This window comes from Prevotella corporis DSM 18810 = JCM 8529, from assembly GCF_000430525.1.
Lineage (GTDB): Bacteria > Bacteroidota > Bacteroidia > Bacteroidales > Bacteroidaceae > Prevotella > Prevotella corporis.
Genome location: NZ_AUME01000028.1, coordinates 1 through 25,427, shown reverse-complemented (window position 1 = coordinate 25,427; position 25,427 = coordinate 1). Strand labels below are relative to the sequence as shown.

Annotated in this window: 21 protein-coding genes and 1 tRNA gene; 11 read left to right on the top strand and 11 right to left on the bottom strand. The window is 38.6% G+C overall.

Annotated features, from left to right (window positions below):
• Window positions 1-147: 147 nt before the first annotated feature.
• Entirely contained in the window at window positions 148-909 is a 762-nt protein-coding gene (gene truA, locus H515_RS0106315) for a tRNA pseudouridine(38-40) synthase TruA (protein ID WP_025876683.1), read from the bottom strand.
• 25 nt (window positions 910-934) lie between these two features.
• A complete protein-coding gene (locus tag H515_RS0106310) occupies window positions 935-2,482 on the bottom strand; it encodes a ComEC/Rec2 family competence protein (RefSeq protein ID WP_025876685.1) in 1,548 nt (515 codons plus the stop codon).
• A 773-nt stretch (window positions 2,483-3,255) separates the two neighbouring features.
• Between H515_RS0106310 and H515_RS0106305 the strand changes: the two genes are divergently transcribed.
• Together H515_RS0106305 and H515_RS0106300 are read left to right on the top strand one after the other, a co-directional pair.
• Window positions 3,256-4,089, top strand: a complete 834-nt coding sequence (locus H515_RS0106305) for an EFR1 family ferrodoxin (protein ID WP_028901730.1) — start codon at window positions 3,256-3,258, stop codon at window positions 4,087-4,089.
• 15 nt (window positions 4,090-4,104) lie between these two features.
• The gene (locus H515_RS0106300) at window positions 4,105-5,877 is read left to right on the top strand and encodes a M6 family metalloprotease domain-containing protein (RefSeq protein ID WP_025876687.1); all 1,773 of its coding nucleotides are present in this window, start codon (window positions 4,105-4,107) and stop codon (window positions 5,875-5,877) included.
• Between the two features lie 106 nt (window positions 5,878-5,983).
• Here H515_RS0106300 and H515_RS0106295 read toward each other — a convergent pair whose 3' ends face one another.
• Entirely contained in the window at window positions 5,984-6,790 is an 807-nt protein-coding gene (locus H515_RS0106295; protein WP_028901729.1) for a hypothetical protein, read from the bottom strand.
• Window positions 6,791-6,971: 181 nt separating this feature from the next.
• Between H515_RS0106295 and H515_RS0106290 the strand changes: the two genes are divergently transcribed.
• The 4 genes from H515_RS0106290 to H515_RS0106275 all read left to right on the top strand — a co-directional run bounded on the left by H515_RS0106290 (window position 6,972) and on the right by H515_RS0106275 (window position 10,052).
• Complete coding sequence (locus H515_RS0106290) at window positions 6,972-8,273, top strand: replication-associated recombination protein A (protein ID WP_028901728.1); 1,302 nt, start codon at window positions 6,972-6,974, stop codon at window positions 8,271-8,273.
• Window positions 8,260-9,216, top strand: coding sequence for a D-2-hydroxyacid dehydrogenase (locus tag H515_RS0106285; protein ID WP_025876689.1), 957 nt, complete (start codon window positions 8,260-8,262; stop codon window positions 9,214-9,216). Before H515_RS0106290 ends, H515_RS0106285 begins: the two co-directional genes overlap by 14 nt.
• 21 nt (window positions 9,217-9,237) lie before the next feature.
• Window positions 9,238-9,879, top strand: coding sequence for a trimeric intracellular cation channel family protein (locus tag H515_RS0106280; RefSeq protein WP_025876691.1), 642 nt, complete (start codon window positions 9,238-9,240; stop codon window positions 9,877-9,879).
• Between the two features lie 96 nt (window positions 9,880-9,975).
• Window positions 9,976-10,052 (top strand) — tRNA-Arg (locus H515_RS0106275).
• 135 nt (window positions 10,053-10,187) lie between these two features.
• On the opposite strand, the gene rd is transcribed toward H515_RS0106275, so the two are convergent.
• From rd to H515_RS0106260, 3 genes are all read right to left on the bottom strand, one after another.
• A complete protein-coding gene (gene rd / locus H515_RS13980) occupies window positions 10,188-10,352 on the bottom strand; it encodes a rubredoxin (RefSeq protein WP_081410128.1) in 165 nt (54 codons plus the stop codon).
• Window positions 10,353-10,744: 392 nt separating this feature from the next.
• Window positions 10,745-11,692, bottom strand: coding sequence for a cation diffusion facilitator family transporter (locus tag H515_RS0106265; RefSeq protein WP_025876693.1), 948 nt, complete (start codon window positions 11,690-11,692; stop codon window positions 10,745-10,747).
• 151 nt (window positions 11,693-11,843) lie between these two features.
• Window positions 11,844-13,949 carry a prolyl oligopeptidase family serine peptidase gene (locus H515_RS0106260; RefSeq protein WP_025876695.1) on the bottom strand — a complete coding sequence of 702 codons (2,106 nt, stop codon included), beginning with the start codon at window positions 13,947-13,949 and terminating at the stop codon, window positions 11,844-11,846.
• A 346-nt stretch (window positions 13,950-14,295) separates the two neighbouring features.
• Here H515_RS0106260 and H515_RS0106255 point away from each other — a divergent pair, with 346 nt between their 5' ends.
• The gene (locus tag H515_RS0106255; RefSeq protein WP_025876697.1) at window positions 14,296-15,957 is read left to right on the top strand and encodes an AMP-binding protein; all 1,662 of its coding nucleotides are present in this window, start codon (window positions 14,296-14,298) and stop codon (window positions 15,955-15,957) included.
• A gap of 149 nt (window positions 15,958-16,106) precedes the next feature.
• Here the strand turns inward: H515_RS0106255 and H515_RS0106250 are convergent, their stop codons facing one another.
• From H515_RS0106250 to H515_RS0106230, 5 genes are all read right to left on the bottom strand, one after another.
• Entirely contained in the window at window positions 16,107-16,691 is a 585-nt protein-coding gene (locus tag H515_RS0106250) for a LemA family protein (RefSeq protein WP_025876699.1), read from the bottom strand.
• 44 nt (window positions 16,692-16,735) lie between these two features.
• Entirely contained in the window at window positions 16,736-17,482 is a 747-nt protein-coding gene (locus tag H515_RS0106245; RefSeq protein WP_036890847.1) for a TPM domain-containing protein, read from the bottom strand.
• 157 nt (window positions 17,483-17,639) lie between these two features.
• On the bottom strand, window positions 17,640-19,031 hold the full coding sequence (gene tilS / locus H515_RS0106240; protein ID WP_025876703.1) for a tRNA lysidine(34) synthetase TilS: 1,392 nt from the start codon (window positions 19,029-19,031) through the stop codon (window positions 17,640-17,642).
• Window positions 19,021-20,217, bottom strand: a complete 1,197-nt coding sequence (locus tag H515_RS0106235) for a class I SAM-dependent rRNA methyltransferase (protein ID WP_025876705.1) — start codon at window positions 20,215-20,217, stop codon at window positions 19,021-19,023. Before H515_RS0106235 ends, tilS begins: the two co-directional genes overlap by 11 nt.
• Window positions 20,218-20,260: 43 nt before the next feature.
• The gene (locus H515_RS0106230; RefSeq protein WP_025876707.1) at window positions 20,261-20,899 is read right to left on the bottom strand and encodes a 3'-5' exonuclease; all 639 of its coding nucleotides are present in this window, start codon (window positions 20,897-20,899) and stop codon (window positions 20,261-20,263) included.
• A gap of 100 nt (window positions 20,900-20,999) precedes the next feature.
• Here H515_RS0106230 and H515_RS0106225 point away from each other — a divergent pair, with 100 nt between their 5' ends.
• The 4 genes from H515_RS0106225 to H515_RS0106215 all read left to right on the top strand — a co-directional run.
• Window positions 21,000-23,426 (top strand): FtsK/SpoIIIE family DNA translocase, encoded by a 2,427-nt coding sequence (locus H515_RS0106225; protein ID WP_028901725.1) that lies wholly within the window; start codon window positions 21,000-21,002, stop codon window positions 23,424-23,426.
• 10 nt (window positions 23,427-23,436) lie between these two features.
• Window positions 23,437-24,045: an outer membrane lipoprotein periplasmic chaperone LolA1 gene (locus H515_RS0106220; protein WP_025876709.1), complete on the top strand. Its 609-nt coding sequence runs from the start codon at window positions 23,437-23,439 to the stop codon at window positions 24,043-24,045.
• Between the two features lie 766 nt (window positions 24,046-24,811).
• On the top strand, window positions 24,812-25,093 hold the full coding sequence (locus tag H515_RS13975; RefSeq protein WP_081410127.1) for an acyltransferase family protein: 282 nt from the start codon (window positions 24,812-24,814) through the stop codon (window positions 25,091-25,093).
• A 58-nt stretch (window positions 25,094-25,151) separates the two neighbouring features.
• Window positions 25,152-25,427: transposase (locus H515_RS0106215; RefSeq protein WP_028901724.1), on the top strand; the 276-nt coding region annotated here is incomplete at its 3' end.

Genomic DNA, 25,427 nt, shown 5'->3' with positions numbered 1-25,427 from the left:
CATCAAAGAAAAATCAATTTTATATCAATTCTAATTCCTTTTGTTATTAATTCAAGAGGAAAACAAACATAAAATATTGTATTTTATTATCAAACAATAGGTTATACAAAATAATTGGGTTTGGGTTATCCCATAAAATTAACAGTATCAATACTTAACTTCCCACAGAAACAATGCTTTTCCAGGCATACTCTCACCGGCATCACTTCGCTTTCCCTCATCAACAACCTGCATAAATTCCTCCAAAGTCAGTCTTCCGCGCCCGACATCCACAAGTGTTCCGACGACAGCGCGCACCATATTCCTCAGAAAACGATTGGCAGTAATGACAAAACACCACTGACAGTCGCTGACTCCGCCCGCATTATCATTTGGTGGTGTGACTTGATACCATATTGCCTCAGTGATTGTACAGATTGTTGTCCGCACATCGGAGCCAGACTTGCAAAAGCACCTAAAATCCTTTGTTCCTAACAGATACTGGGCTGCCTCGTTCATCTTGTCAAAATCCAACTCATAATTCATTTCATATGAATATTGCTGCAAAAAAGGATTTTTCGAACAATGGATATAATAATGGTAAGTACGAGACGTGGCAGAAAACCGGGCATGTAAATCACCATCAACAGGATAAATTTCAGTTACAGATATATCCCTCGGCAACAAGCGATTTAATTTATATGCCAACTGTTCAACATTTATCAAACTTGACAAATCGAAATGAGCAATCATCATTCTGGCATGAACACCGGCATCAGTCCTACCAGCACCCACCACCTTGACTTCATCTCGCAATAGAGTTGACAGGGCTTTCTCTAAAACTTCTTGAACCGAAATTCCATTTGGCTGAACCTGCCACCCATGATAATGAGTCCCGTCATAAGAGAAATTGATAAAATACCTCTGCATAAGCAGGTACAAAGATAGAAAAAAATTAATGAAATTTCAGTCTTTCATGGAAGAAAATAGACAAGAGCCAACAACAAAACAAAAAAACATAAATGAGAAAAACCTGTAAGCCTGATATTTGAATGTTGTCGATGCTAGCTCCTGGTAAGGAGGATACCCAATGTAAGAACATATTTGTTAGATTTGTCAGCATCACCACTAATTCGGTAATTACCTGATGAATTTGTGGCAATGAGACGGTGGCGAACATGACAACAGCAAGATAAAGAATGAACATGACACACGGTACAACCACCATATTAGTAATGAGAAAATAACAAGAGAATCTCCCAAAATAGTAGGCCACAAGTGGAGCGGTGCCCAATTGTGCAGCAATGGAAACCGCCAACATCCCCCATATCCATTTTAACATCCAGAATCGTTGTAGAAACTCAGCAGAAATCAGATGATAAAACAATGACGACGATAATGTAATCGACAATACCGCCATGAAAGATAATTGAAAGCCGACATCGAAAAGATTCAATGGTTGGATAATCAACATAATGATTGCAGCCAACGCCAAAGTATTGACTGATAATTTATTTCTATTCAACAATGCTACCATAGAATATATGGTAAGCATCAATGCAGAACGTACAACCGATGGTGAGAAATCAACAATGCCCACGTATGTCCATATCGCCACCATAATGATAATTTCCTTTATTCCAAATTTCCGTAAAAAGCGCATTCCCACAACACCTTTGCACAAGGAAAGAATGTAAAATAAAATTCCATAGATAATGCTTAAATGCAAACCTGACAAAGCAAGCACATGACTTGCACCAGAAACGGAATAATCATCCTTTAACTCTCTACTTAACAATGTCTTATCACCAACCGTCATCGCAGATAAAACAGCCAGATTATCTCCTTCTATTTGAGCATAATGATACTGATCTAAAAGACGTTTTCTGACCTTTTTCGTAACCAGCAAAGCCCGATTCCAATAACTAAGTTTTCGCAAATCAAGAGAAACTTTATTCCAATTTTTGTAGTAAATAAAAGTTTCTCCCACATAGCCATGAGTTTTCAACCACCAGGGATAATCAAAATCTGAATCAATAAAGTTTACAGGATGCTCCAATTGAGAATATATGCGCATTCCATCGCCCACATGAAGTCTTTTGTATCGAGCAGCTACAGTGTCTTTTAACAAGGAAGCCTTCGCTTTGAACATGACGTCATCTTTCAAAATGCCCAAATCCATCTTCATGACTCTGCCGTGTTCTACAGGCTCGGTCAAGACAATAGCATCGTACAAAATGGGTTGTGAAGGCAAATCTATGTTTGTCTTATTTATCGCTTGTCCCATGAGGCATCCGCCCAACGAACCAACTGAAAACAAAAGCCCAATACTCTTCAGGAATTTGGCATTCCGTACAAGACAAGAAATAACCAAACTTACAACCATCAGCCCAATCCATCCTCCGAAAGAGATATTAAGCCAGGTCTCGATTTGCATTCCCATAATAAGCGAGAAGGCTAACTTTACCAGAGGATACAATTGCAAACTTAGGTCTTTCTTCATTCGATATAAGGTTAACAAGTACAAAGTTACAAATTTTTCACGTGCCTTAGCTAATTATAGACCAAATAAATTCGCATATCAAAACAAAATCTTAGCAATCAAAACACACATTGAAATTTTGAAAGCCAACTCGTTTAGCTATTTCAATTAACTCTAAACTGGTTTTATTAGATAAAAAGCCAATCCTCCAATTTGGAGACATCGCAGCATGCCAGCCTCCATTCACTCCGCAGTGGTTAGACTGCCCGATCATCATGCAAGCCTAATGAGCAGTTAGGTTAAGCGGGAATTCTCACCAATCGAGAACAATACGATGATAATCCATCCACGCATTGAAGTCCACCTGGAAGCAACAATCTTTTACGCATTCCTCATCATAACTAAATATCCAGTAATAACCATCTTAATGCCTTTGTATTCTATAGAAAAGCATTAGCACATCATTGGTGGGAAGATAAGACATGGCAGATCAAAAGATGACCTTTCATCACACAAAAGGTGACCTCTCACATGACAATAGCTGAACTTTTGAATAGTGTTATTCATCACATTGATTTTCAGCATATTATAGATTAGTTTTTGTTGATGTTTTCTTATGATTGATTGTGTGATGTTCAAACGCTAAAAAATAATGCCAGAATACTCAATAAAGGTAATTTCTCACAATTTTTCGTCTCCAACCTGAAAGCTAACCTTAAAATCATCATTTTAAAATTAACAAGAAATATTATCTACATATTTGAATATTCAGAATTTATCCTTATCTTTGCCTTATGATATTCTACTTTTCTGCAACAGGAAACAGTCGTTGGACGGCAACAGAGTTGAAGAACAAAACTGGAGAACAGCTTGTTAATATCTCAGATGCAATAAAGGATACATGTAGTTATTCACTCAAAGAGAATGAGATAATAGGCTTTGTGTTTCCCGTTCACGGATGGAGGATACCACGGATTTTAACAGAGTTCTTAGAAAGGCTTAAAGTTGAAACTACCGACAATGAAGCGCATTACAGCTTTTGTCTGCTTACTACTGGGGATTCTATCGGAAGGACTATGGAAAGATTCAGAAGCCTCTTCCAAAAGATAAACTCAAGTTGCGAATTGCGCCTCAGTGCCGTTGCCTCTATCATCATGCCAGAATCGTATGTTGGCCTTCCAGGTATGGACGTCGACACCCAAGAGAAGGAAAAACTGAAAATAGAAACGGCAAAAGAGCAAATCAACGAGTTTGCAGCCATCATCAATGAGCGCAAACCAGTGGATAAAAATGGTCCATTAGGGTGGAATGAACTTACAAGAGGGCCCGTCCCAGATTTTTTCTCTGGTCCTGTGGGGGCATTTTTTCAAAAGTTTCTCATCACCGACAAGCCTTTCAGAGTTGTAGATGAAAAATGTGTTAGATGTGGGATTTGTGCTGAGGTTTGCCCCGTGAATGATATTAAAGGCGGATTGGGGCATAAGCCGGTATGGCTCCACAACGACAAGTGCCTTACATGCTTTGCTTGCTACCATCATTGTCCGCATCATGCGATACAATATGGCAACAGAACACGTGCCAAAGGCCAATATTTTTTTGGTAGAAGAAAATTATATAAGAACAAATAGATAAAAACCAACAATATGAGAAGAGTTATACTTACACTATGTCTTCTGCTCGTCGCCTTTGTTACGAGAGCGAGCAAAGCAATTACCACCCCTTTTGAAGTACTGCAACCTGATGGGACGACACTCACTCTACAATTATACGGAGATGAGCATTTCAGCTGGATAACGACCCTTGACGGCGCACTGGTGTTGGAGACGGCGAAGGGATACTGCATTGCCCAAGTGAGCAAAGCTGGTGAATTGGAGTCCACACTTCAACTGGCACACAATTCAAATCGACGGACAAGGGCAGAGAAGAGACTAATTAATCATCAGAATAAAAAACTATTCTTCAAAACAGTCAATAATAAACTGAAAGCCAGAAGGACTTTAGAAATAGGAAGTACAAATCCACCCTACTTCCCGCACATGGGTAGTCCCAAAGTCCTCACGATATTAGTTGAGTTTTCCGATTCCCCATTCTACATGTCAAATCCCAAGAAAAGTTTCAACCAATATCTGAACAAAGAGGGTAAATTGGAAAGATACGACACTTACGAAGATCGCAACTATGGAAGCGTGCGTCAATATTTCAAAGACATGAGCGGTGGTAAGTTTACCCCCTCATTCGATGTCGTGGGTCCCATCAAACTATCCAAGCCACTCAGTTATTATGGTTCTGACAGTGGGAACATCAAAGATGTCAATATCAAAGAAATGATAAAAGAGGCTTGCAAAGCAGTCGATGATAGTGTTAATTTCAAAGACTACGACAACAATGGAGACGACATCGTTGACTTAGTATATATTATTTTTGCTGGATATTCTCAATCGGTTGGTAATCAGTCGATTGATATATGGCCGAAATCATCATGGATTGGCACGGGACTCACACTTGACGGGGTGTCAATCAGAAGATATGGGGTCAGCAACGAGCTCAATTATACAAGAAACCTTGTAAATTCAAGTGGAGATCATATAAAGGCTATCAATGGTATCGGGCTTTTCTGTCATGAGTTCTCACATACAATGGGACTACCTGACTTCTACTCATATAATCAATCTGCCCAAATCGACAATCAGGCTATGGAGTATTGGGATTTGATGGATGGAGGAGAATATACAGATGCGGGGTACACACCTACCCCATATACCCCGTGGGAGAAGGAGGTCATGGGGTGGTCAAGCGTGAAAACTCTTACTGATGACTCTGTTAAAGTCACACTGCAAGCCAATGAAGCTACCAAAGTACTCAGTAATGATTCGAGGGAATATCTTATGCTACACAACCTTCCTAATTCTGGATGGTATCAAGCATTGTACAATAAAATTGGACACGGAATGCTTGTCTATCGCATTAACTACGAAAAAGACAAAGTGAACATGAGTGATCATGTAAATGACACCCCTGGAAAACCAGGTATGACAATTGTTCCAGCCGATGGACTTTTAGTGACATCTTACAACAAAAACTACAACCCCCAACAATATAAGGCTCAACATGCCGGCGATCCTTTCCCCGGAACAAGCAATGTTGACTCTCTGATAAGCGTGACCATGAATTATGGCATACTCAAAAAACCAATATACAACATCCAAGAGGACACTAACGGCAGTATTTCTTTTAATTATTTAAAAAAGAATGTAAAGCCAACCAATATTGGAAATGCCGTGACACCATCTCTAAAGGGAAAAGAAAACGATAACAAAATCTATACAACGGACGGAAAATTTGTAGGAGATAGAAGGAAAGGCCTACCAAGAGGTGTATATATTCAAAATAAAAAGAAATTTATGAAACCATTCTAATGAGATAAAAACAGAGAATAGAACTGGTTATGTCTTACATTAAACCCCAAAAGCTTGCAACAAACTTTTGGGGTTTAATTCTATTTCTGACGTAAAACTTAAAGCATTAGAAATCATCATCAGACACATCCTCATCCTCTATATCCAATTCCTCAGAGTTAGCATCAAAAGTAGTATGATAACTTTCCTCGGTCAGCTTGTCTTCATCGAACGTATCATCATCCAACAATGAATCTTCATCTGGTAAATCGTCATCCAAATCACTATTGTCCAACAACTTGGAATTTATCTTCATAATATCTGCATCATCATCAAAATCACCTAAGGTTTCTTCATCTAATTTCGAGAGCTCTTTTACGAAGATAGCTTCAGTCCATGAACCTTTGGTAAGTTCCAGCACTTCAAATCCGTCATTCAACTTCTTTTCATAAAGTCCTCCCGCCTTCTTCAAACGCTCAGTTGGCAAAGTCGTTGTCGAAATTTCGAAAGCACTCTGGATAATATCTTGAACGGATTGTGGTAAACTTTCCCAACCACCTCCAAAATTCCGCTCAAGCACCTCAATAAGCTTCCTTGCGGAGATATGGTGTATGTTATCTTTGCTTAAATCATTAATTCTGATAATGTTCTTTTTCTTAATAGCCCATTTAACTGTAGTATTTTCATCTAAACGAACCTGCCCTACCTTGCAGCCTCTTTCTTCATATTTTCTAATGACTTCAGCCTTGTCAACTTTGATTTCCTCTACTGTAAAAGCACTTTTGATGACCTCCAGAAAGTGACGTTCATTATCTTTCAGGTCGGCATCACGTTCAGCCTGCGCCCACAATCTGAAAACATCATTTTCCTGGATATCCCAAACATTACTCTTGGTCAAAGTCTTCAATGAGAGTGTCTTTCCCTGTCGCTTCATATATTAATCTTATTCTGTTTATTCCTCAAATAACATTTTTAAAACGATGCAAAATTAAATACAAAACGGGTAACTTCCAAACATTTCAATAAAAAAAAGCAGTGGCAATAAAAAACAAATATTCTGTTAGCCAATATTAAATAGTTTTATTATCTTTGCAATATAAATAATGTATTAGGATATGTCGCCTTTAGCAGAAAGAATGAGACCTCACACGCTTGATGATTATTTCGGCCAGAAACATTTGGTTGGCAAGGGTGCTGTTTTACGCAAGATGATTGACTCTGGGCGCATATCTTCATTTATATTATGGGGCCCCCCAGGAGTAGGAAAAACAACTTTGGCACAAATTATTGCTAACAAACTTGAGGTTCCGTTTTATACCCTATCGGCTGTAACCTGTGGTGTGAGAGATGTTCGTGATGTTATCGAACGTGCAAAAAACGGACGTTTTTTCAACTCTGCCTCACCAATCTTGTTCATTGACGAGATTCATCGGTTCTCAAAATCACAACAAGACACCCTGTTGGGCGCAGTAGAAAAAGGAGTAATCACCCTTATTGGCGCAACTACAGAGAACCCTTCATTTGAGATTATCAGACCTCTACTTTCAAGATGTCAGGTCTATGTACTGAATAGTCTGAACAAAGAAGACCTTTTGAGTTTGCTGAAACATACGATAGAGCATGATACTTGTCTCAGAAAGAAGAATATCAGTTTAGCAGAGACAGGTGCCTTGTTAAGGTATAGCGGTGGCGATGCCAGAAAACTTTTGAACATATTGGAGCTGATTGTTGAATCGACAGATGGCAATGATATTATAGTCACAGACGAGGAGGTCGTAAAATGTCTTCTACAATCTCCTTTAGCTTATGATAAAAACGGGGAAATGCATTATGACATCATCTCTGCCTTCATAAAATCCATCAGAGGTAGTGATCCCGATGCCGCATTATATTGGATGGCCCGTATGATTGAAGGTGGAGAAGATCCACAATTCATAGCAAGAAGACTAATCATCAGTGCTGCGGAAGATATAGGACTTGCAAATCCCAATGCTCTCCTTCTTGCAAATTCTGCATTCGATGCAGTAATGAAAGTCGGCTGGCCAGAAGGCAGAATCCCACTGGCGGAAGCCACGGTGTATTTAGCCGTCTCACCAAAAAGCAACTCTGCCTATCTTGGCATTGACGCAGCGTTAGATGAAGTAAAAAAAACTGGCAATTTACCTGTGCCACTCCCTATCCGCAACGCTCCAACAGAGTTGATGTCCTCCTTAGGGTACAATGATGGCTACAAGTATCCTCACGATTATCCCGGACATTTTACGGAGCAACAATATTTACCCGATTCGCTTGAAAATAAACGTTTTTGGTTTCCACAGCATTCTCCTCAGGAGGAAAAACATTATCAATGGATGATACAATGTTGGGGAAATCGATTTGCAAATAACAATAAAAATAATGAAAATGAAGATAGTTGATTTAGATGGATATGCTGCTAATCCTGGTGATTTATCTTGGGAGGCATTCGAGCAACTTGGTGACTTGGTTGTATATAACAACACTTCCCAAGAACAAATTATTGAAAGAGCAAAAGATGCTGAAATTCTCCTTGTCAATAAAATTGAATTGAACAAAGATATTATCAGCCAATTGCCAAAATTAAAATACATCGGCGAACTTGCAACTGGGTTTAACAATATCGACATAGCTGCAGCCAAAGAAAAAGGCATTGTCGTAACCAATATCCCTGCCTACAGCACCGATAGCGTAGCTCAATTTGTGTTTGCTCATTTGCTCAACATAGCAACACACGTTGATTATTACTCCACAGAAACCCGAAAGGGAATTTGGAGCAGTAAGGACTTATTCTGTTATTGGGACAAGCCCTTAATTGAATTGGCTGGCAAGACTTTGGGTATCATCGGGCTTGGAAATATTGGTTACAAAGTAGCTTGCATTGGACATACCTTGGGAATGGACATATCGGCTTATACTAGCAAGAACAGCAGCGATTTGCCCGAATGGATTCGCAAAACGACATTAGAAGGATTGTATAGCACGGCAGACGTTATCACGCTCCATTGCCCACTCAACCAAGAAAACGCAAAAATGATCAACGCAGAGGCGTTAGGGCAAATGCACAAAGGAACTATTCTTATCAATACGGGCCGAGGGGGACTAATTGACGAGCAAGCTGTTACCGAAGCTCTTGAAAGCGAGCAATTAAAAGCATATTGCGCTGACGTGATGACTGACGAGCCACCGCATAAAGACAATCCCTTAATCAAGCAACCTAATGCATTTATCACCCCACATATAGCCTGGGCAACAGTTGAGGCTAGAATGCGACTGATGAAAATTGCAGAAGAAAATATCAAGGCATTCCTTGCTGGAACGCCTCAAAACGTAGTAAACCAATAATTTCAGCTTCAATCAAGTTTAATGACATATAACGACCCGCAACTTGTACATACATTACAGGTGATTATTGAGACTTTGGGTACATTTGCCTTCGCTATATCAGGAATCAGACATGCAGCAGCAAAGCATTTTGATTGGTTCGGAGGATATGTATGCGGCTTTACCGTAGCGATCGGGGGTGGTACAATCCGCGATGTGATGCTTGGTGTTTCCCCGTTCTGGACTACTGATATACGATATCTGCTCTTCACAGCATTAGCATTGGTCTTAGCTATCATATCAAGGAAGATGATGAAGCGATTGGACAACGCATGGTTCGTGTTCGACACCCTAGGCTTGGCATTCTTCACTATTGCTGGCCTGCAAAAAACGTTAACCATGGGGTATCCTTTTTGGTTAGCTATTGTCATGGGGTGCATTACTGGAGTTGCTGGAGGAATCATCCGAGATGTTTTGCTAAACAACGTCCCGGTGATTTTTCATAAAGAAATATATGCCATAGCAAGCGTTGCCGGAGGATTGCTTTATTGGGGAATGTTTAATCTCAATTGCAGTATAACATTGACGGTGATAGCGACTTTTTTACTTATCTGCATAATACGCTTTGTAGCAGTTTGTTACCATATAACTTTACCAGTTTTGCATGACGAGAATCAGAAATAGTAAAAAAACAAGGTTAAAAATTTGGTGGATTCAGCTAAAAGCAGTACCTTTGCACACGCAATCAAGAAATCAAGTATTGACTGCACCATTTAAAATGGTTCCGTAGCTCAACTGAATAGAGCACTTGACTACGGATCAAGAGGTTGCGGGTTTGAATCCCTCCGGAATCACCAAGGACTTAGAATTATTCTAAGTCCTTTTTTAATATTCTAAATTAAGCCTTTACCAATAAACAATATTCAAAAGCAAACTATAAAAAAGGATATGACAGTTGTCATATCCTCTTCGCATTTCATATTGAATAGCAATTAATCTTCCACTACAATGAAATCGTCCTTGCCTACTCCACACAATGGGCATACCCAATCATCAGGAATATCTTCAAAAGCTGTACCAGGGGCAATGCCACCATCAGGATCACCTACTGCTGGATCATAGACATATCCACATGTCTCACATTCGTATTTCTTCATAATGTACTTGTATTTTAAATTATTAATTTATCAAAATGATGCAACAAAGGTAAATGAAATTTGAACAAATTACAAATTAAATTAGTTAAATTTTGTAACAATTGAGAATTATATATCTACTTATTTATTTTTCACTCCTACCTGACTATAGCAGAACTCCACCGAGAACACTGGCAGGAGGAATGCTTCTTCAAATGGATAAAGCAACTGCATATCAAGTTGTTCTACGGAGCGAGCTAGAATGTAGTCTTCTCGCTAATATTGATTGATATCTCCAATTACCTGTTGCTTGCCATTGCAAAGAAGGTTTTTTATGTGGGGAATTTCAGCTAATTCCCCATGCAAGATGACGAAAAATACATCACACTGACAAACAGTTAGTTATAAATTCTCTAAATATCCCTATGATAGTCATTTTGAAACTTATCTGTTTCAATATAGATATATACAGTATAATCCGGAAAATCAGCTCTGATATTTCTTTCAATATCATTTATTAACTGAGATATCTTCTCTTGATCACCAGCATTTACATCTATTTTTGCTGCAAGAAAAATATCGACTGGGCTAAGGTGTATTGTCTTGATATCGATTAACTTAGTTACTTCAGGTCTACTAAAGGATAGTTTTATCAGGGCCAAGTCCTTGTTTGAAACGCTCTCCCCTACCAAGAGGCTGTAAAACTCCCTTACCAGCAATAAGGCCGAAGAACATAATAATATACCAATCAACAAGCCAGAGAGAGCATCGTAGAAAGCATTGTTAGTCAGGAAGCTTAGAATTGTTCCGATAATGGCTAACAACAAGCCAATTAACGCACAACTGTCTTCGGCAAAAATAATTAAAATTTCGCTATGACGACTCTCTTTTAAGAATTTATAGAGCGGTAGTTTTTCCTTGTTTAGTACCTTGATTTCCTTTAGAGCTATGTGCAGACTGAATGATTCTATGATAATACCAATCAATAGGATAGCAAGTACAATCCATGATTTTTCTACATAATGTTCTGCAAGAAGAATCTTTTCAGAAGCTTCCATGATACCAAGTGCACCTCCGCAGAAAAATAGCATCATGGCAACGATGATGCTATAGAAATACTTCGCCCTCGCTTGTCCAAAAGGATGAATGGCAGATTTTCCTTTCTTTGATTGCCTGTCGCCAATAAGAAGTAATATTTGATTAGCACAATCAACGACACTGTGAATGGATTCGTTAAGCATTGCAATAGAACCAGAAATTGCATAGCCAATAAACTTAGATATTGCCACAAGAATGTTTGCACCCAAAGCGGCAATCACACTCAACATTCCCCCATTACTACTCTTATTTCTTTCTTTCATCAAACAAACGATTAGGTAGGTTATTCATTAGTATCTTAATAATTTTCCCCAATGATTTCAAAGATTGAAAGTCACTTTACCTATTGTGTATTCTTGGAACATTCACAGCAATGATAGTGTTCAAGCCGTGAATGCTTCAAAATAATTATACTTATTTGATTTTCATGCCTAAATGATACATCACAAATCCATAGATATCAGCATATTCTTCAAGCTGCTTGCTAAGTGGCTTTCCCCCGCCATGTCCAGCCTTTTTGTCGATACGAATTAGTACGGGTGCAGTTCCTCCTTGGCATTCTTGTAAAGTTGCCGCAAATTTGAACGAGTGCGCCGGTACGACACGGTCGTCATGGTCAGCAGTAGTAACAAGAGTTGCAGGGTAAATGGTGCCCGGTTTAATATTGTGCAGCGGGGAATAACCCTTTAGGTATTCGAACATTTCTTTACTGTCCTCACTTGTGCCATAGTCTGGAGCCCAATTCCAACCAATCGTAAATTTGTGGTAGCGGAGCATGTCCATAACTCCCACTTGCGGAATACAGACTTTATACAAATCAGGACGCTGGGTCATACATGCACCGATAAGTAAACCGCCATTGCTGCCACCAACAATTGCAAGTTTGTTCTTGTTGCTGTAATTGTTTTTAATAAGCCATTCAGCTGCAGAGATAAAATCGTCAAACACATTCTGTTTGTTCATTTTTGTACCAGCCAAATGCCATTCTTCTCCATATTCACTTCCGCCACGAAGATTTACCTGAGCATAAATACCTCCATTTTCAAGGAATGGGATACGCATGGAGGAGAAATTAGGATACAAAGAGATATTGAAACCTCCATAACCATAAAGATATACAGGGTTTTTGCCGTTTCGTCTCAAGTCTTTTTTGTAAGTCAAGAACATTGGTATCTTCGCACCATCTCTACTACTAAAAAAGACTTGCTTGGTAATAAATTTGCTGGCATCGAAGTTTACTTTTGGTGCTGCATAAACAGAGCTTGAATTTGTGGCTACATCGTACTGGTAAATTGTTCCTGGGACAGTGAAGGATGAGAAACTGTAGAGACATTCCTTGTGCTGACGCTTACCATAAAATCTTGCTCTACCCAAGGATGGCAGCTTTATTTCCCGGATCAGTTTGCCTTCCAATGTGTAAAGAAAAGCGTGACTGGAAGCATCTTTACTATAGGAAAGGATCATTTTGTCATCCACGAACGTGACATCTTCGAGAACTTCCGACGACTCTGGCACAACAACCTTCCAATCTTTAAATGCCGGATGCTTCAAGTCTGTCACCATCAGTCGATTCATTGGCGCTCCATCGTTGGTGAACATATAGATTTTCTCTCCAATTATTTCTATCGGGGAATACTGCATGTCCATATTGGAGGTCATCTGAATGAATTGCGAATTAGGCACACGAAGATCTCTGACGTAGAGATTAGTTCCTGATCCGCCACCACTCTCATAGAGGAACATCAAAGTTTCATCCTCATTGATACTCACGCTATAGAATCTAAGGGGATAACAAGGATTCTGATAGAAAAGAACATCCTCGCTCTGGGGAGTTCCTATTTTGTGAAAGTATATCTTGTGTACTTCGTTTATTCCATTAAACTCCTTTCCTTGGGTAGGTGCATCGTAGGCGCTGTAATAAAAACCATCGCCACACCAAACTGCTCCGCTAAACTTTGCCCACATAATATGATCGTCCAAGACAGAGCCGGTTGCTACATCCTTCACATAAATCTCTTGCCAATCACTGCCACTACGCGAAATTACATAAGCCATGTATTTCCCATTGTTTGAGAAAGTTGTGCTTTGTAAAGCCACCGTTCCATCATTGCTTAACTTATTGGGGTCTAAGAAAACGCGTTGCTCGCCATTTAGCCGATCCATTTGATATAACACACTCTGGTTCTGTAAACCGTTATTGCGAAAAATATACCATTTGTCATGTTTCTCGAATGGGACTCCCACTTTTTCATAGTTTGCAACTTCAGTCAGTCGGTCCAAAAGTTTTTTGCGGAATGGAATTTTAGCCAGATAAGAATTTGTGATGGCGTTCTCAGCCTCTACCCAGTCAGATGTCTCTGCACTTCGGTCATTTTCAAGTGGTCGGAAAGGATCGTTTACTTTGATGCCAAAATAATCATCCACAGTAGAATCTTTAGGTGCTTGTGGATAGTGGAAATCTTGTCCCATCATGGTTATTGAAGTCAGCATGATTGCGGACCAAAAAATAATTGTTCTCATATTTTTAACTGTTAACTTCACGACACAGACATATCTTGTTCAATTATCATAGAATTATCTATTAATGTAATTTTTAAAGATATCTGTACCAGGTTATAACCTTACAAAGGTAAAAAATATTCTTACTTTTGCCCACATATATTACAATTTTTAATATTGCTGAATCAAAAATCCATTGTTATAGCTTATCATGAGATAATAGCCAATCATAGAAGTTCAGCTAAAATATAATAAGAATCACTCTCCGTATCAAAAAAAACTCAATATTAGGTTAAATTACTGCACATTATTTTTTGAAATGTGCAAGGAATTTTCTAACTTTGCACACAATTATAAAAAATGAGCGATGGAACAGTTTCCAAGTTTTAACGAGATTATCGAAAAGAGCATCATCACCAATTGGGATCTTGATGCATTAACTGATTATAAAGGAAAAACACTTCAATATCATGATGTGGCTCGTAAAATCGAGAAACTTCATATCATGTTTGAAGCAAGTGGAGTACAAAAAAGAGATAAGATTGCTATTTGTGGGCGAAATTCTTCTATGTGGGCAGTTTCTTTTTTAGCGATTCTTACTTATGGGGCTGTAGCCGTACCCATCTTACATGAGTTTACTCCTGATCAAGTTCATAATATTGTTAATCATTCAGATTCGAAGATATTATTTGTTGGCGATGTTGTTTCCACACAGATAGATGCAACCAAAATGCCTTCGCTTGAAGGAATTATCTATCTCCCTGATTTATCGTTGATTGTTAGCAGGACAGAAAAACTTACTTATGCAAGAGAACACCTCAATGAGATTTTTGGGAAAAGATACCCTAAGTATTTCCGTCAAGAACATATCCATTATTATCGTGAGGCAAATGGCGATGAGTTAGCCTTGATTAACTATACAAGTGGTACGACCGGTCGGTCAAAAGGTGTAATGATACCCTATCGTGCCATGTGGAGCAATCTTGACTTTGCAAATAATGTGTTAGGAAAAATGGTTAAGCCTGGTGATAATGTAATTAGTATCTTACCTATGGCTCATATGTATGGAATGGCTTTTGAATTTATCTTTGAGTTCATGTCTGGAATCCATATTTTCTTCCTTACACGTATGCCCTCTCCGGCAATTATTGCTCAAGCATTGGCAGATGTAAAGCCTATTCTCATGATAACGGTTCCATTGGTTATTGAAAAGATAATACGCAAGAAAGTCTTTCCACAGATACAAAACAACCGCATGAAGCTGCTTCTTAACATGCCGATGATTAATAAGAAGGTGAAAGAAAAAATACGGGATCAGGTTTATGAGGCTTTTGGCGGAAATCTTTATCAAATAATAGTAGGTGGAGCTGCCTTGAATAAAGAAATCGAAGCATTCCTAAAGGATATTAATTTCCCATTTACGGTAGGATACGGTGCTACGGAATGTGCTCCGATTATCTGCTATAGTGATTGGAAAACATTTGTAGAGGGATCTTGTGGGCGGGCTGTCCTGCATCAGCAAGTCCGAATTGACAGCGCTGACCCAGAAAATGTACCAGGTGAGATTTTAACTAAGGGACCAAATGTTTTGCTTGGTTACTACAAAAATGACGAAGATACGAATAAAACAATAGATAAGGATGGATGGTTCCATACTGGAGACTTGGCTACAATTGACAGTGATGGAAATGTATTTATTAAGGGACGCTCTAAAAATATGATTTTGGGAAGTAATGGTCAAAACATTTATCCCGAAGAAGTTGAGGATAAACTTAATTCTCTCCCACTAGTCAGCGAGTGCTTAGTTGTTCAACGAGGAGACAAGCTTGTTGGCTTGGTATATCCTGACTATGAGGAAGCTAAAACCTTAGGGTTGAACGAGAGCGATATTCGCAACATAATGGAAGAGAACCGAACACAGCTTAATATTGTTATCCCAAGTTATTGCAAGATAGCAGAACTTGAGATTAGAGAAGAAGAATTTGAGAAGACACCTAAAAAGTCAATTAAACGTTATCTTTACTCGTAAGGATCTGAGTAATTTCAACTGTGAATAGTATTGAAAAGATACTATTGTCAAAGTTGGGGTTATCTAAATTTTAGTATTTACAATATAAAATAATTAGCATTGGGACAGGAACTCTCAACGCTAATTATTTTTGTTTGGGAGATATTGAATTAAATATCCAAATCAGGGGCTTTTTCCGCACCAGCAGCCGCTTGGAATTTTGTCTTTTTATCAAAGCCGAAGATATTGGCGATTATCGTATTGGGAAAGTGACGAATAGTCTGATTATAGTCTTGCACAGATTCGTTATATTTTCTCCGTGCTTCGTTAATACGGTTTTCTGTTCCCTCTTCTTGTTTCTGTAAGGATAAGAAGTTTTCGTTTGCCTTTAATTCTGGATAAGATTCAGCTACTGCAATCAACCGAGAGAATGCTTGAGATAGCTGATTTTGTGCATTTTCAAATTCTTGCATCTTTTCAGGGGTAAGATTTTCAGCATCCAGATGAACCTGAGTGGCAGCATTGCGAGCTTTTGTGACAGCTTCAAAGGTTCCTCTTTCGTGCTGAGCATAAGCTTTAACAATTTTGGCAAGTGCCGGCATCATGTCTGCACGGCGTTGGTAGGCTGCCTCAACATTTCCCAAAGCCGTTGTCACTACCTCTTCTTTATCCACCATACCATTATAGCCAGAAAATGCCCAAAGCCCCAATACCACAACAATTCCTATTAAAATTAATAATGACTTACTTTTCATATCTACTCTTGTTTATAAATTATAAATGTTTATTCTTGAATGATTTACCAGCCTCCGCCAGCACCACCGCCACCGAAGCTGCCACCGCCAAAACTACCTCCAGAGAATCCTCCACCAAAGTTACTATCATTTAGATGACCGGGATTACCCCAGATAATGGGTCCGAATCCTCTGCCGTGATTTACGTTACCATGGTTGCCACCGCCATTACCTCGTCCTTTAAAAGCCCAGTACAACCACAGGATTACAATCATTAGCACGATTAAAGCCCAGATATCTGATGATTCATCTTCTTGGGTGTCTTGCAAATTGACCTTGCCGGTCTTGAATTTGGAATAGATTGCCTTAGCCGTTGAGAGCACAGCCATGTCAGTATTCCCTAAACGCATATTCTTCACAATACACTCACGACCAATCAAGTCGCACTCCAAGTCGGTCAAATCTCCTTCAAGTCCTTCTCCTGGTGCGATGAAATAGCTTCTATCATCAATGGCAATTACAACTACAAGGCCGCGATTGGTCTTTTTATCGCCTACACCATATTTATTTCCTATGTCCTGTGCGATTCGGAATACATCGCCATCAGCAACGTGAGAAACAACTACATAGACAGATTCGATGCCACTTTCTCTTCTTAATTTCGAAATATAAAAGTCTGCCGAGTCGCGCATAGCCTTTGTCAAAATGTTCTCAGGGTCACAAACATATCTTCGGGCATCTTTCAAATGGACAATAGGCAAGTCCGCGGCAGTCCAATCCTTAGCCTGTATTGATGAGTTCAATAAACTCAATAAAATTATTATGATTATGTTTATTTTATTTGAGAACATTTGAATGGCAGTTGATGATATACTTTACTACAAAGATACAACACAATTTTAGTTATACAAAAGAATTATAGCAATTCTAAGTTAAACCCATGAAAAGTTTGTGTAAAGGTAGCAAAATTTAATCAAAAGTCCGTTCAATATGTATTAACAGTAAATTTACAGTTGTTTCGTCTATTCGGTAACGGTTGTCAAGACGTTGTCCGACAAGCCATATAATATTCCCACTAGCATCACAAAGCACGAGTTGCTTGCGTCTATCAATTACATTCATTTTAATGTCAGTTAAGAAATCGCTCACTAACTTTGAGCCTTTCATGCCGAAAGGAATAAACCTGTCGCCCGCATGAATAGGCCGAACAAGTAAAGGAAATTGTACTCTTCTGGCATCTATTGCAATCTTCTCACTTGTAGTGGGTATCACAAAAATATTGTCTCTAATAAGTTTTTTAAAAACGATTGTCAGTTCTGACGAGAAGACATATCTCCCCTCTTCTGGTATTTTCATTTCCTTTTCGATAGAAGGTATAATGCGAGACAGTATTAATTTACCTCTATCAAGAAGTAATTCATGAGTATGTGATTTCCATGTTTTACCAGTTTGAGAGTCTAAAGATTCTGCAATTTGATCAATTAGGGGTGAAGAAAATCCCAGTGGAGATAAAATAAAATACAAAAGATAGCTGGGAGATGAGTATTCCTTCACAGCATTGATATCTATGAAGTAAACTTTGCTAAACAGTGAGCCCCTCTTAATACACTCTATAAGAGTTTCTTTGTCAGAGTACTCAGATTGTGTTATCTTCGTGATGTATTCAGTGACTGAATTTTCAACAATCAGGCTTGCACCTGAAACAATGGAAGCTAACTTCAAAAGCGAATCATCAAATGACGGATTGATTTCTTTGATGATTGGAATTATTGAGTTTCTTAGCTTGTTACGATGGAAAACATTATCATAGTTTGTACCATCAATAACAAAGTTCTGATGATTCTTCTTCAAGAATCGTTCAATTTCTTGTCTTGTACAAGGCAAAAGCGGCCTAATGAGATTCCCATTTATAGGTTTTATTCCTGTCAATCCCTTTAAACCTGTTCCGCGAATGAGATTGAGTAATATTGTTTCGACAGAATCTTCCTTGTGATGCGCAATACAAATACCAGAAGCGCCTATTCCCCCCATTAGACTCTCAAAATATTTGTATCTCAATTCTCGCGCTGCCATTTCAACACTTACTTTATGTAATTTCGCATAAGTATTTGTTTCGAAATGTATTATGTGGTGTTTTATATTTAATCTATTAGCTAAATTATTACAAAAGATTTCATCACGGTCACTTTCTGAACCACGTAATTTAAAGTTACAATGAACAGTTTCCAGTCGATACCCAAGTTGATGAAGGGCCAGCAAAAGTGCAACACTATCAGCCCCACCAGATAAAGCTACTAAATAGAGTTTGTTCTTATCCAATAATTGGAACTGGTCGATATAATTACTGACTTTATTCAACATACAGAACTAAACCTTTCAGATATTCTCCTTCAAGATGATACATGTTAATTGGATGATCAGCAGGTTGGTGTAGTTGATGCAAAATGCGTACCTTTCTGCCAGCATGTGCAGCTGCGGTAAACACAGCCTGACGGAACTGATCTTTCGAGACTACCTGTGAGCAGCTAAAGGTAAATATAATGCCGCCACTTTTTATTTTTTCAAACCCCTTTTCGTTCAGTCTCGTATAGCCTCGCAACCCATTACGTAATGCCGAACGATGCTTAGCGAAAGCTGGTGGGTCAAGAATTATCAAATCATATTTACCCTCATTCTCATCCAAATACTTGAAAGCATCATCACAAAAAGCTAAATGCCGATTATCTCCTGGGAAATTGAGCGATACATTCTCATCTGTAAGCTCCACAGCTTTTGCCGAACTATCTACGGAATGGACTAACTTCGCCCCACCCCTCATTGCGTAAACGGAAAATCCGCCAGTGTAGCAAAATATATTCAGTACTGAACGTCCCTTAGAATATGTCTCCAATAAGCTTCTATTCTCACGCTGATCGATGAAAAATCCTGTTTTCTGACCTTTGAGCCAGTCAATTCTAAACTTTAGTCCATTTTCTATTGATACATTATTATCTGTTTTCCCGTACAAGAAGCCATTCTCTTGTCCAAGACAAGCGTTGAAAGGTAATGTAGTATCACTTTTATAATAAATGCTATCTATCTGTTCTCCAAACACTTTTACTATTGCCTTGGATACATCATAGCGATTAACATGCATTCCTACTGAATGTGCCTGCACAACACACGTTTTGTCATATACATCCACAACCAACCCTGGGAGATTATCCCCCTCACCATGTACCAATCTATAAGTTGTGTTTAAAAATCCAGAGGACGAATTGTGACCTACTACCCCTATGGCCTTACGAACATTCAGGGCTACTTGTAGGCGTTTTTCCCAAAAACTTTCATCAATAATTATATCATCAAAAGAAAGAACACGAACTGCGATTGAGCCGATTTGGTAATGCCCAACAGCAACAAACTCTTTCTCATGAGTAAAAACTTGTACGATATCACCTTCCTCTACTCCACTTTCAATCTTGGCTATTGCTCCAGAAAATACCCAAGGGTGAAACCTTTGCAAGCTCTCTTCTTTTCCTTTTTTAAGATATATTTTTTTATACATAGACAATGATTAAAATCTATTTGTTATTTGACTTTCACACGAGTTAAATGTTTTCAATTATAGAGTTGTCAGTATGAATCATTTCAAAATCATGTGTTTTTTGTAAGTCCATTAATTGTTCATATATCTTTATACATGCCCAAGCATCCGTAGCTGCATATAACTTTTGTTTGTCAGTCAGGATTTGATTTTCCCAATTTGATAATTGTTCTCGTTTGGTAATGCGTTCGTGAAACAAGTTAGCATATAATTTCTGTAAACTCAAATCTTCAATCCCAAATTCTTTTACACAATCTTGAAGATCAATGAAAAGACCTTGTCTAAATTCTGCCCTTTGATGTAGCATCAGGAAGTCATCATGTAAAGACAGGCCTATCTTAGGCACCTTCGTGTCTTCCAATAGTCTGATTAAACATTGTGGGATACCGATAATGTTTAAGCGGAAAAGGAAACAGATGTCATGAGTACTAACTTGTAGCAAAGCCACTTTATGCCGTTGCCCTTTCTTGAAAACCGGACGAGTCTCCGTATCTATGCCCAAGATTCTCTTTGAGAGAAGAAAATTAACAGCCTTATTAGCCTCTGATTGAGTTACCACAACAACGATTCTACCTGGGAACGTTGCTCTTGGAAGTAGTGCAATACTCTTTTTGTCGAATTTATTATATAATATTGTAGTCATGTAGTCTTATTCCACTTGCAAAATTAGAAAAAAGTTATGGAATTATATTCGATTTCGGCTTAAATTTGCTACTTTTGCAATAAAATAGACACATAGTATAATGGCAAGAAAGAAAACTGAGCGCAAATCCACGACTTTTAGTGAAGCTATTGGCATTAATTATATCATCAACGACAAGACAGGCTTTGTACTCGGTCTTATACTTTTATGTCTTGCAACCTTTATTTGCATTGCATTTATAAGCTATTTCTCGACAGGGCAAGCCGATCAAAGTCTTGTTACTGCCTTACGCCCCGGAGAAATAGAAAATAAAGCTCAGGAATTTCAAAATTATTGTGGGTCTATCGGTGCTATCCTCTCTTACTTTTTGATTTCAAAATGCTTTGGTATTCCTGCCTTCCTAATTCCTGTTTTTATCGTGGTATGCAGTGTCAAGATGATTAAGGCCTATGAAAAGACTAATCTTTGGAAATGGTTCTTTGGCACATCCTTGGTCATGGTATGGAGTTCGGTTGCATTTGCAAAGTTTTTAACCCCACTAATGGGCGAACAAGTATTCAATCCTGGTGGAGATCACGGCGCTTTTTGTGTCCAGTATTTAGAAAATATAATTGGTGCACCAGGATTGGTAGCATTGCTTGTCATTGTGATGCTTGCTTTTCTTACTTTTCTTACTTCAGAGACTATTACGGTCGTTCGCAAAATATTAAATCCTGTTGGATATATCCGGGATAAGGTGAAGTTTACAATAGTGAACCATGCAAATGACATCCAAGAGTCTGTAAACGAAGAACCATCAGAAGAAGGCCTCGATGATTTTGTTGAGACCACGCCACAGACAGTTGATCTTTCGGATGATGTCATTCTGGGCGACGACAATGACAAATTGAAATCCCAAATTTACGAACCGATATCTGAAACTAAAGAAGTCGGTTTAGAAATAGAGGAAACCAAGAATGAAGAAAAAGCAAGCGGTAAAACTGTTGCTGGACATTTGGACCTATCAACGCCCATTAATCCGCATGAGCCTTTCCTTAAATGGAAATACCCTAACCTGAGCTTGCTGAAAGAATACGACTCTGATGCACAGATAAGTTTTGTCGATAAAGAAGAACTTGAAGCGAACAAGAATAGAATCATCAAGGTATTAAACGATTTTGGTGTGCAAATACGAAGTATTCGTGCAACTGTCGGCCCAACTATTACTCTATATGAAATTACCCCTGCGCAGGGAGTGAGAATCTCAAAGATTAAGAATCTGGAAGATGACATAGCTTTGAGCCTTGCAGCAATAGGTATCCGCATCATCGCCCCTATGCCTGGGAAAGGTACGATAGGCATTGAAGTGCCGAATGCGAAACCGTCCATCGTCTCTATGTATTCAATTCTTAATTCCAAAAAGTTCCAGGACTCAAGTATGGAATTACCAATCGCATTGGGAAAGACTATCACAAACGATGTGTTTATGGTTGATTTGGCTAAAATACCACACTTACTCGTAGCTGGAGCGACCGGACAGGGCAAATCGGTAGGGCTCAATGCCATTATCACTTCCCTACTCTACAAAAAACATCCTAACGAATTAAAAATTGTTCTTGTCGATCCCAAGAAGGTTGAATTTAGCATTTATGCTCCAATAGCTAAGCACTTCATGGCTTCTGTTGAAGAAAATATGGAAGAACCCATTATTACCGACGTCCAAAAGGTTGTCAAGACTTTAAAAGGTCTATGTGTACTAATGGACGAACGCTATGATCTGTTGAAAGCAGCGGGAGCAAGAAATATCAAGGAATACAATAAGAAATTTCTCACTCGGAAGTTAAATCCGCATGAGGGTCATGATTTTATGCCCTATATAGTGGTCATTATCGATGAATTTGGTGACTTGATTTTAACGGCTGGTAAAGAAATTGAAATGCCTATTACCCGCATCGCACAATTGGCACGTGCGGTGGGAATACACATGATTATTGCAACCCAGCGCCCTACCACAACCATTATAACAGGTAACATTAAGGCTAACTTCCCAGGCAGAATAGCTTTCAGGGTTGGTGCGATGATGGATTCAAGAATCATTCTTGACCGTCCGGGTGCGCAACAACTCGTCGGCCGAGGCGATATGCTCTATCTGAATGGTGGCGAACCAAACCGAGTTCAGTGTGCATTTGTTGATACGCCCGAAGTTGAGAATATATCCAAGTTCATAGCAGAGCAAGTTGGGCCGACACAGCCTTTGGAAATCCCAGAACCGATATCCGAAGACGGCAATGTGAACGGTGACAGTTTGGACACACAAAATATCGATCCGCTTTTTGAAGATGCGGCAAGGGCTATTGTTCTGAACCAGCAAGGTTCAACAAGTATGATACAACGACGCTTTTCCATTGGATATAATAGAGCTGGCCGTCTAATGGATCAAATGGAGAAGGCGGGTATTGTTGGTGCTGCACAAGGGTCAAAACCACGAGAAGTATTAATTGCAGATGAAACAAGTTTAGACGTTATGCTTTCTCGCCTTCGTAGTTAATAAATAAGTTATGAAAACAATTAGATTTACATTTTTGGCATTAGCATTGTTATTGTGTACAAATTTTTATGCACAAAGTTCAAATCAAGCAAAAAATGTTCTTGACAAAGTTTCTAAAGTTTTAGAAAAGTCAGGTGGTGCATCTGCCAACTTTTCTGTTATCAGCTCACAATACGGTAACACGAAAGGTACTATTTTTATAAAAGGCAAGAAATTTAAGGCCCTGACTCCCCAGGCCACAATCTGGTTTGATGGAAAAACGCAGTGGACATATATGAAGAAAACCAACGAGGTTAATATATCCACACCAAACGAAGCCCAGCGAATGTCAATGAATCCTTATAGTTTCATGACCATCTATAAGAATGGCTATCAAATTTCTATGAAAGCCAGTACCAATTATAATATATATTTGAAGGCCATTCATCCTGCACGCAGTTTACAAGAAATTTATATTACCGTCAACAAACGCTATCAGCCACAAAAGATAAAATTCTTACAAAATGGTAAATGGGTGACTATCAATATCACAAATATACGAGTCGGCAAGCAACCCGATAAACTTTTTCATTTCAATGCGAAAGAAACTGATAAGGCGGAAATTATCGACCTCAGATAACATACCTGACTTCTTCAGTAATCTGCTTTAAGATTATTAACTGAAAGGTGACCTATTGTTCCTCAATACGTCACCTTTTACTTTGCAATAGGTCATCTTTTGAAAATGTAACCTCAGACTGGGTTAAACTCTCCCTATTTTGACAAGTTAGGCATAGTGTTCCTTGTTAGAATTTATTATTGTCCATAAAAATAAACTGTGGTAAACTATTTTTTATAGTTGCCCGAAACAGTTTACTTTACACTCATCTTTACGATGGTTAAAGCATACGAATCAAATAATTTTTCCTTATTAATCATTTGATTCCACCAAACTTATTCGCTATCTTTGCACACGTAGAATAGCAAAATAATATATTGGCATAGCTTATTATACCAAAATTTGCTTAAAGCCACCGACCAAAGTTCTAAATTTTTGGCTAATAAGTTCATTGGTTTCCGCCCCCGAGACCCTGACAAGTAAGCAACGCTCTCCTTGACTCTCGCTAGGACATCAGCCTTAAGAACTTAGACTAAAAAAACGAAATGATTGTGTCGAAATATTACGCAGTATTCACAATGGACATCATATAGAACGTGTCGTTTGGGATGCCAAAGAAAATAAGATCTTATAAAGACTGCAAGAGTTGAACTCTCTGTGAAGCATTTATTAAGTACTACTGTAAGATTACTCTTGGAATCTAATTCGAAACAGGTTGAAAATCTATTGTCAAAAATATGATAAGTCCAAAAAAGTGATTTATTCTATTGTTGGAAATAACGATAACATGAAAAAAGATAGTCAGTCAAATATATCTCAACCAAGATCTCGAAATCTATATTTGGATGTTGTCAAAGGAATTGCTATAATATTAGTGGTTTTCGGGCATAACATCCAATATGGTTCATTTGAGTGCAATAATGGGGATTTTTTCGAAAACCCTTTATTTATAGCTATATATAGCTTCCATATGCCATTGTTTATGCTAATCAGTGGATATCTTTTCTATCATACGATAAAAAGTCATTCTTGGGGCCAAAATGTAAAGTCAAGAGGTACTGTCCTATAAAAGTGTGTAAGCTCCTTTTTTCTTATCTTTGTATTTGTAAACCATAAAAAAGAAAAAAATGAAACTTACACATTCGCAAATTTCGGAAATTCTTTCGAATTACACAAGCAGCAGCGAGGGTTTTGTTACCCTTCAGTCATTAATCATGAACTCCCTGATGTATCATGAACGAGAGTTGTTCGTCAGCGAAAATGCCCATGAGCAATGCAATGGCTTCCGTTCTCGCCGTTGGTACAGTCACGGCTTTGAGTTCTCGCTCCGTATTCCGCGCAGTCGTAGCGGAAACTTCTATCCCATTCTCTTAGGGGTGATACGCAGCGAAAGTGAGGAACGT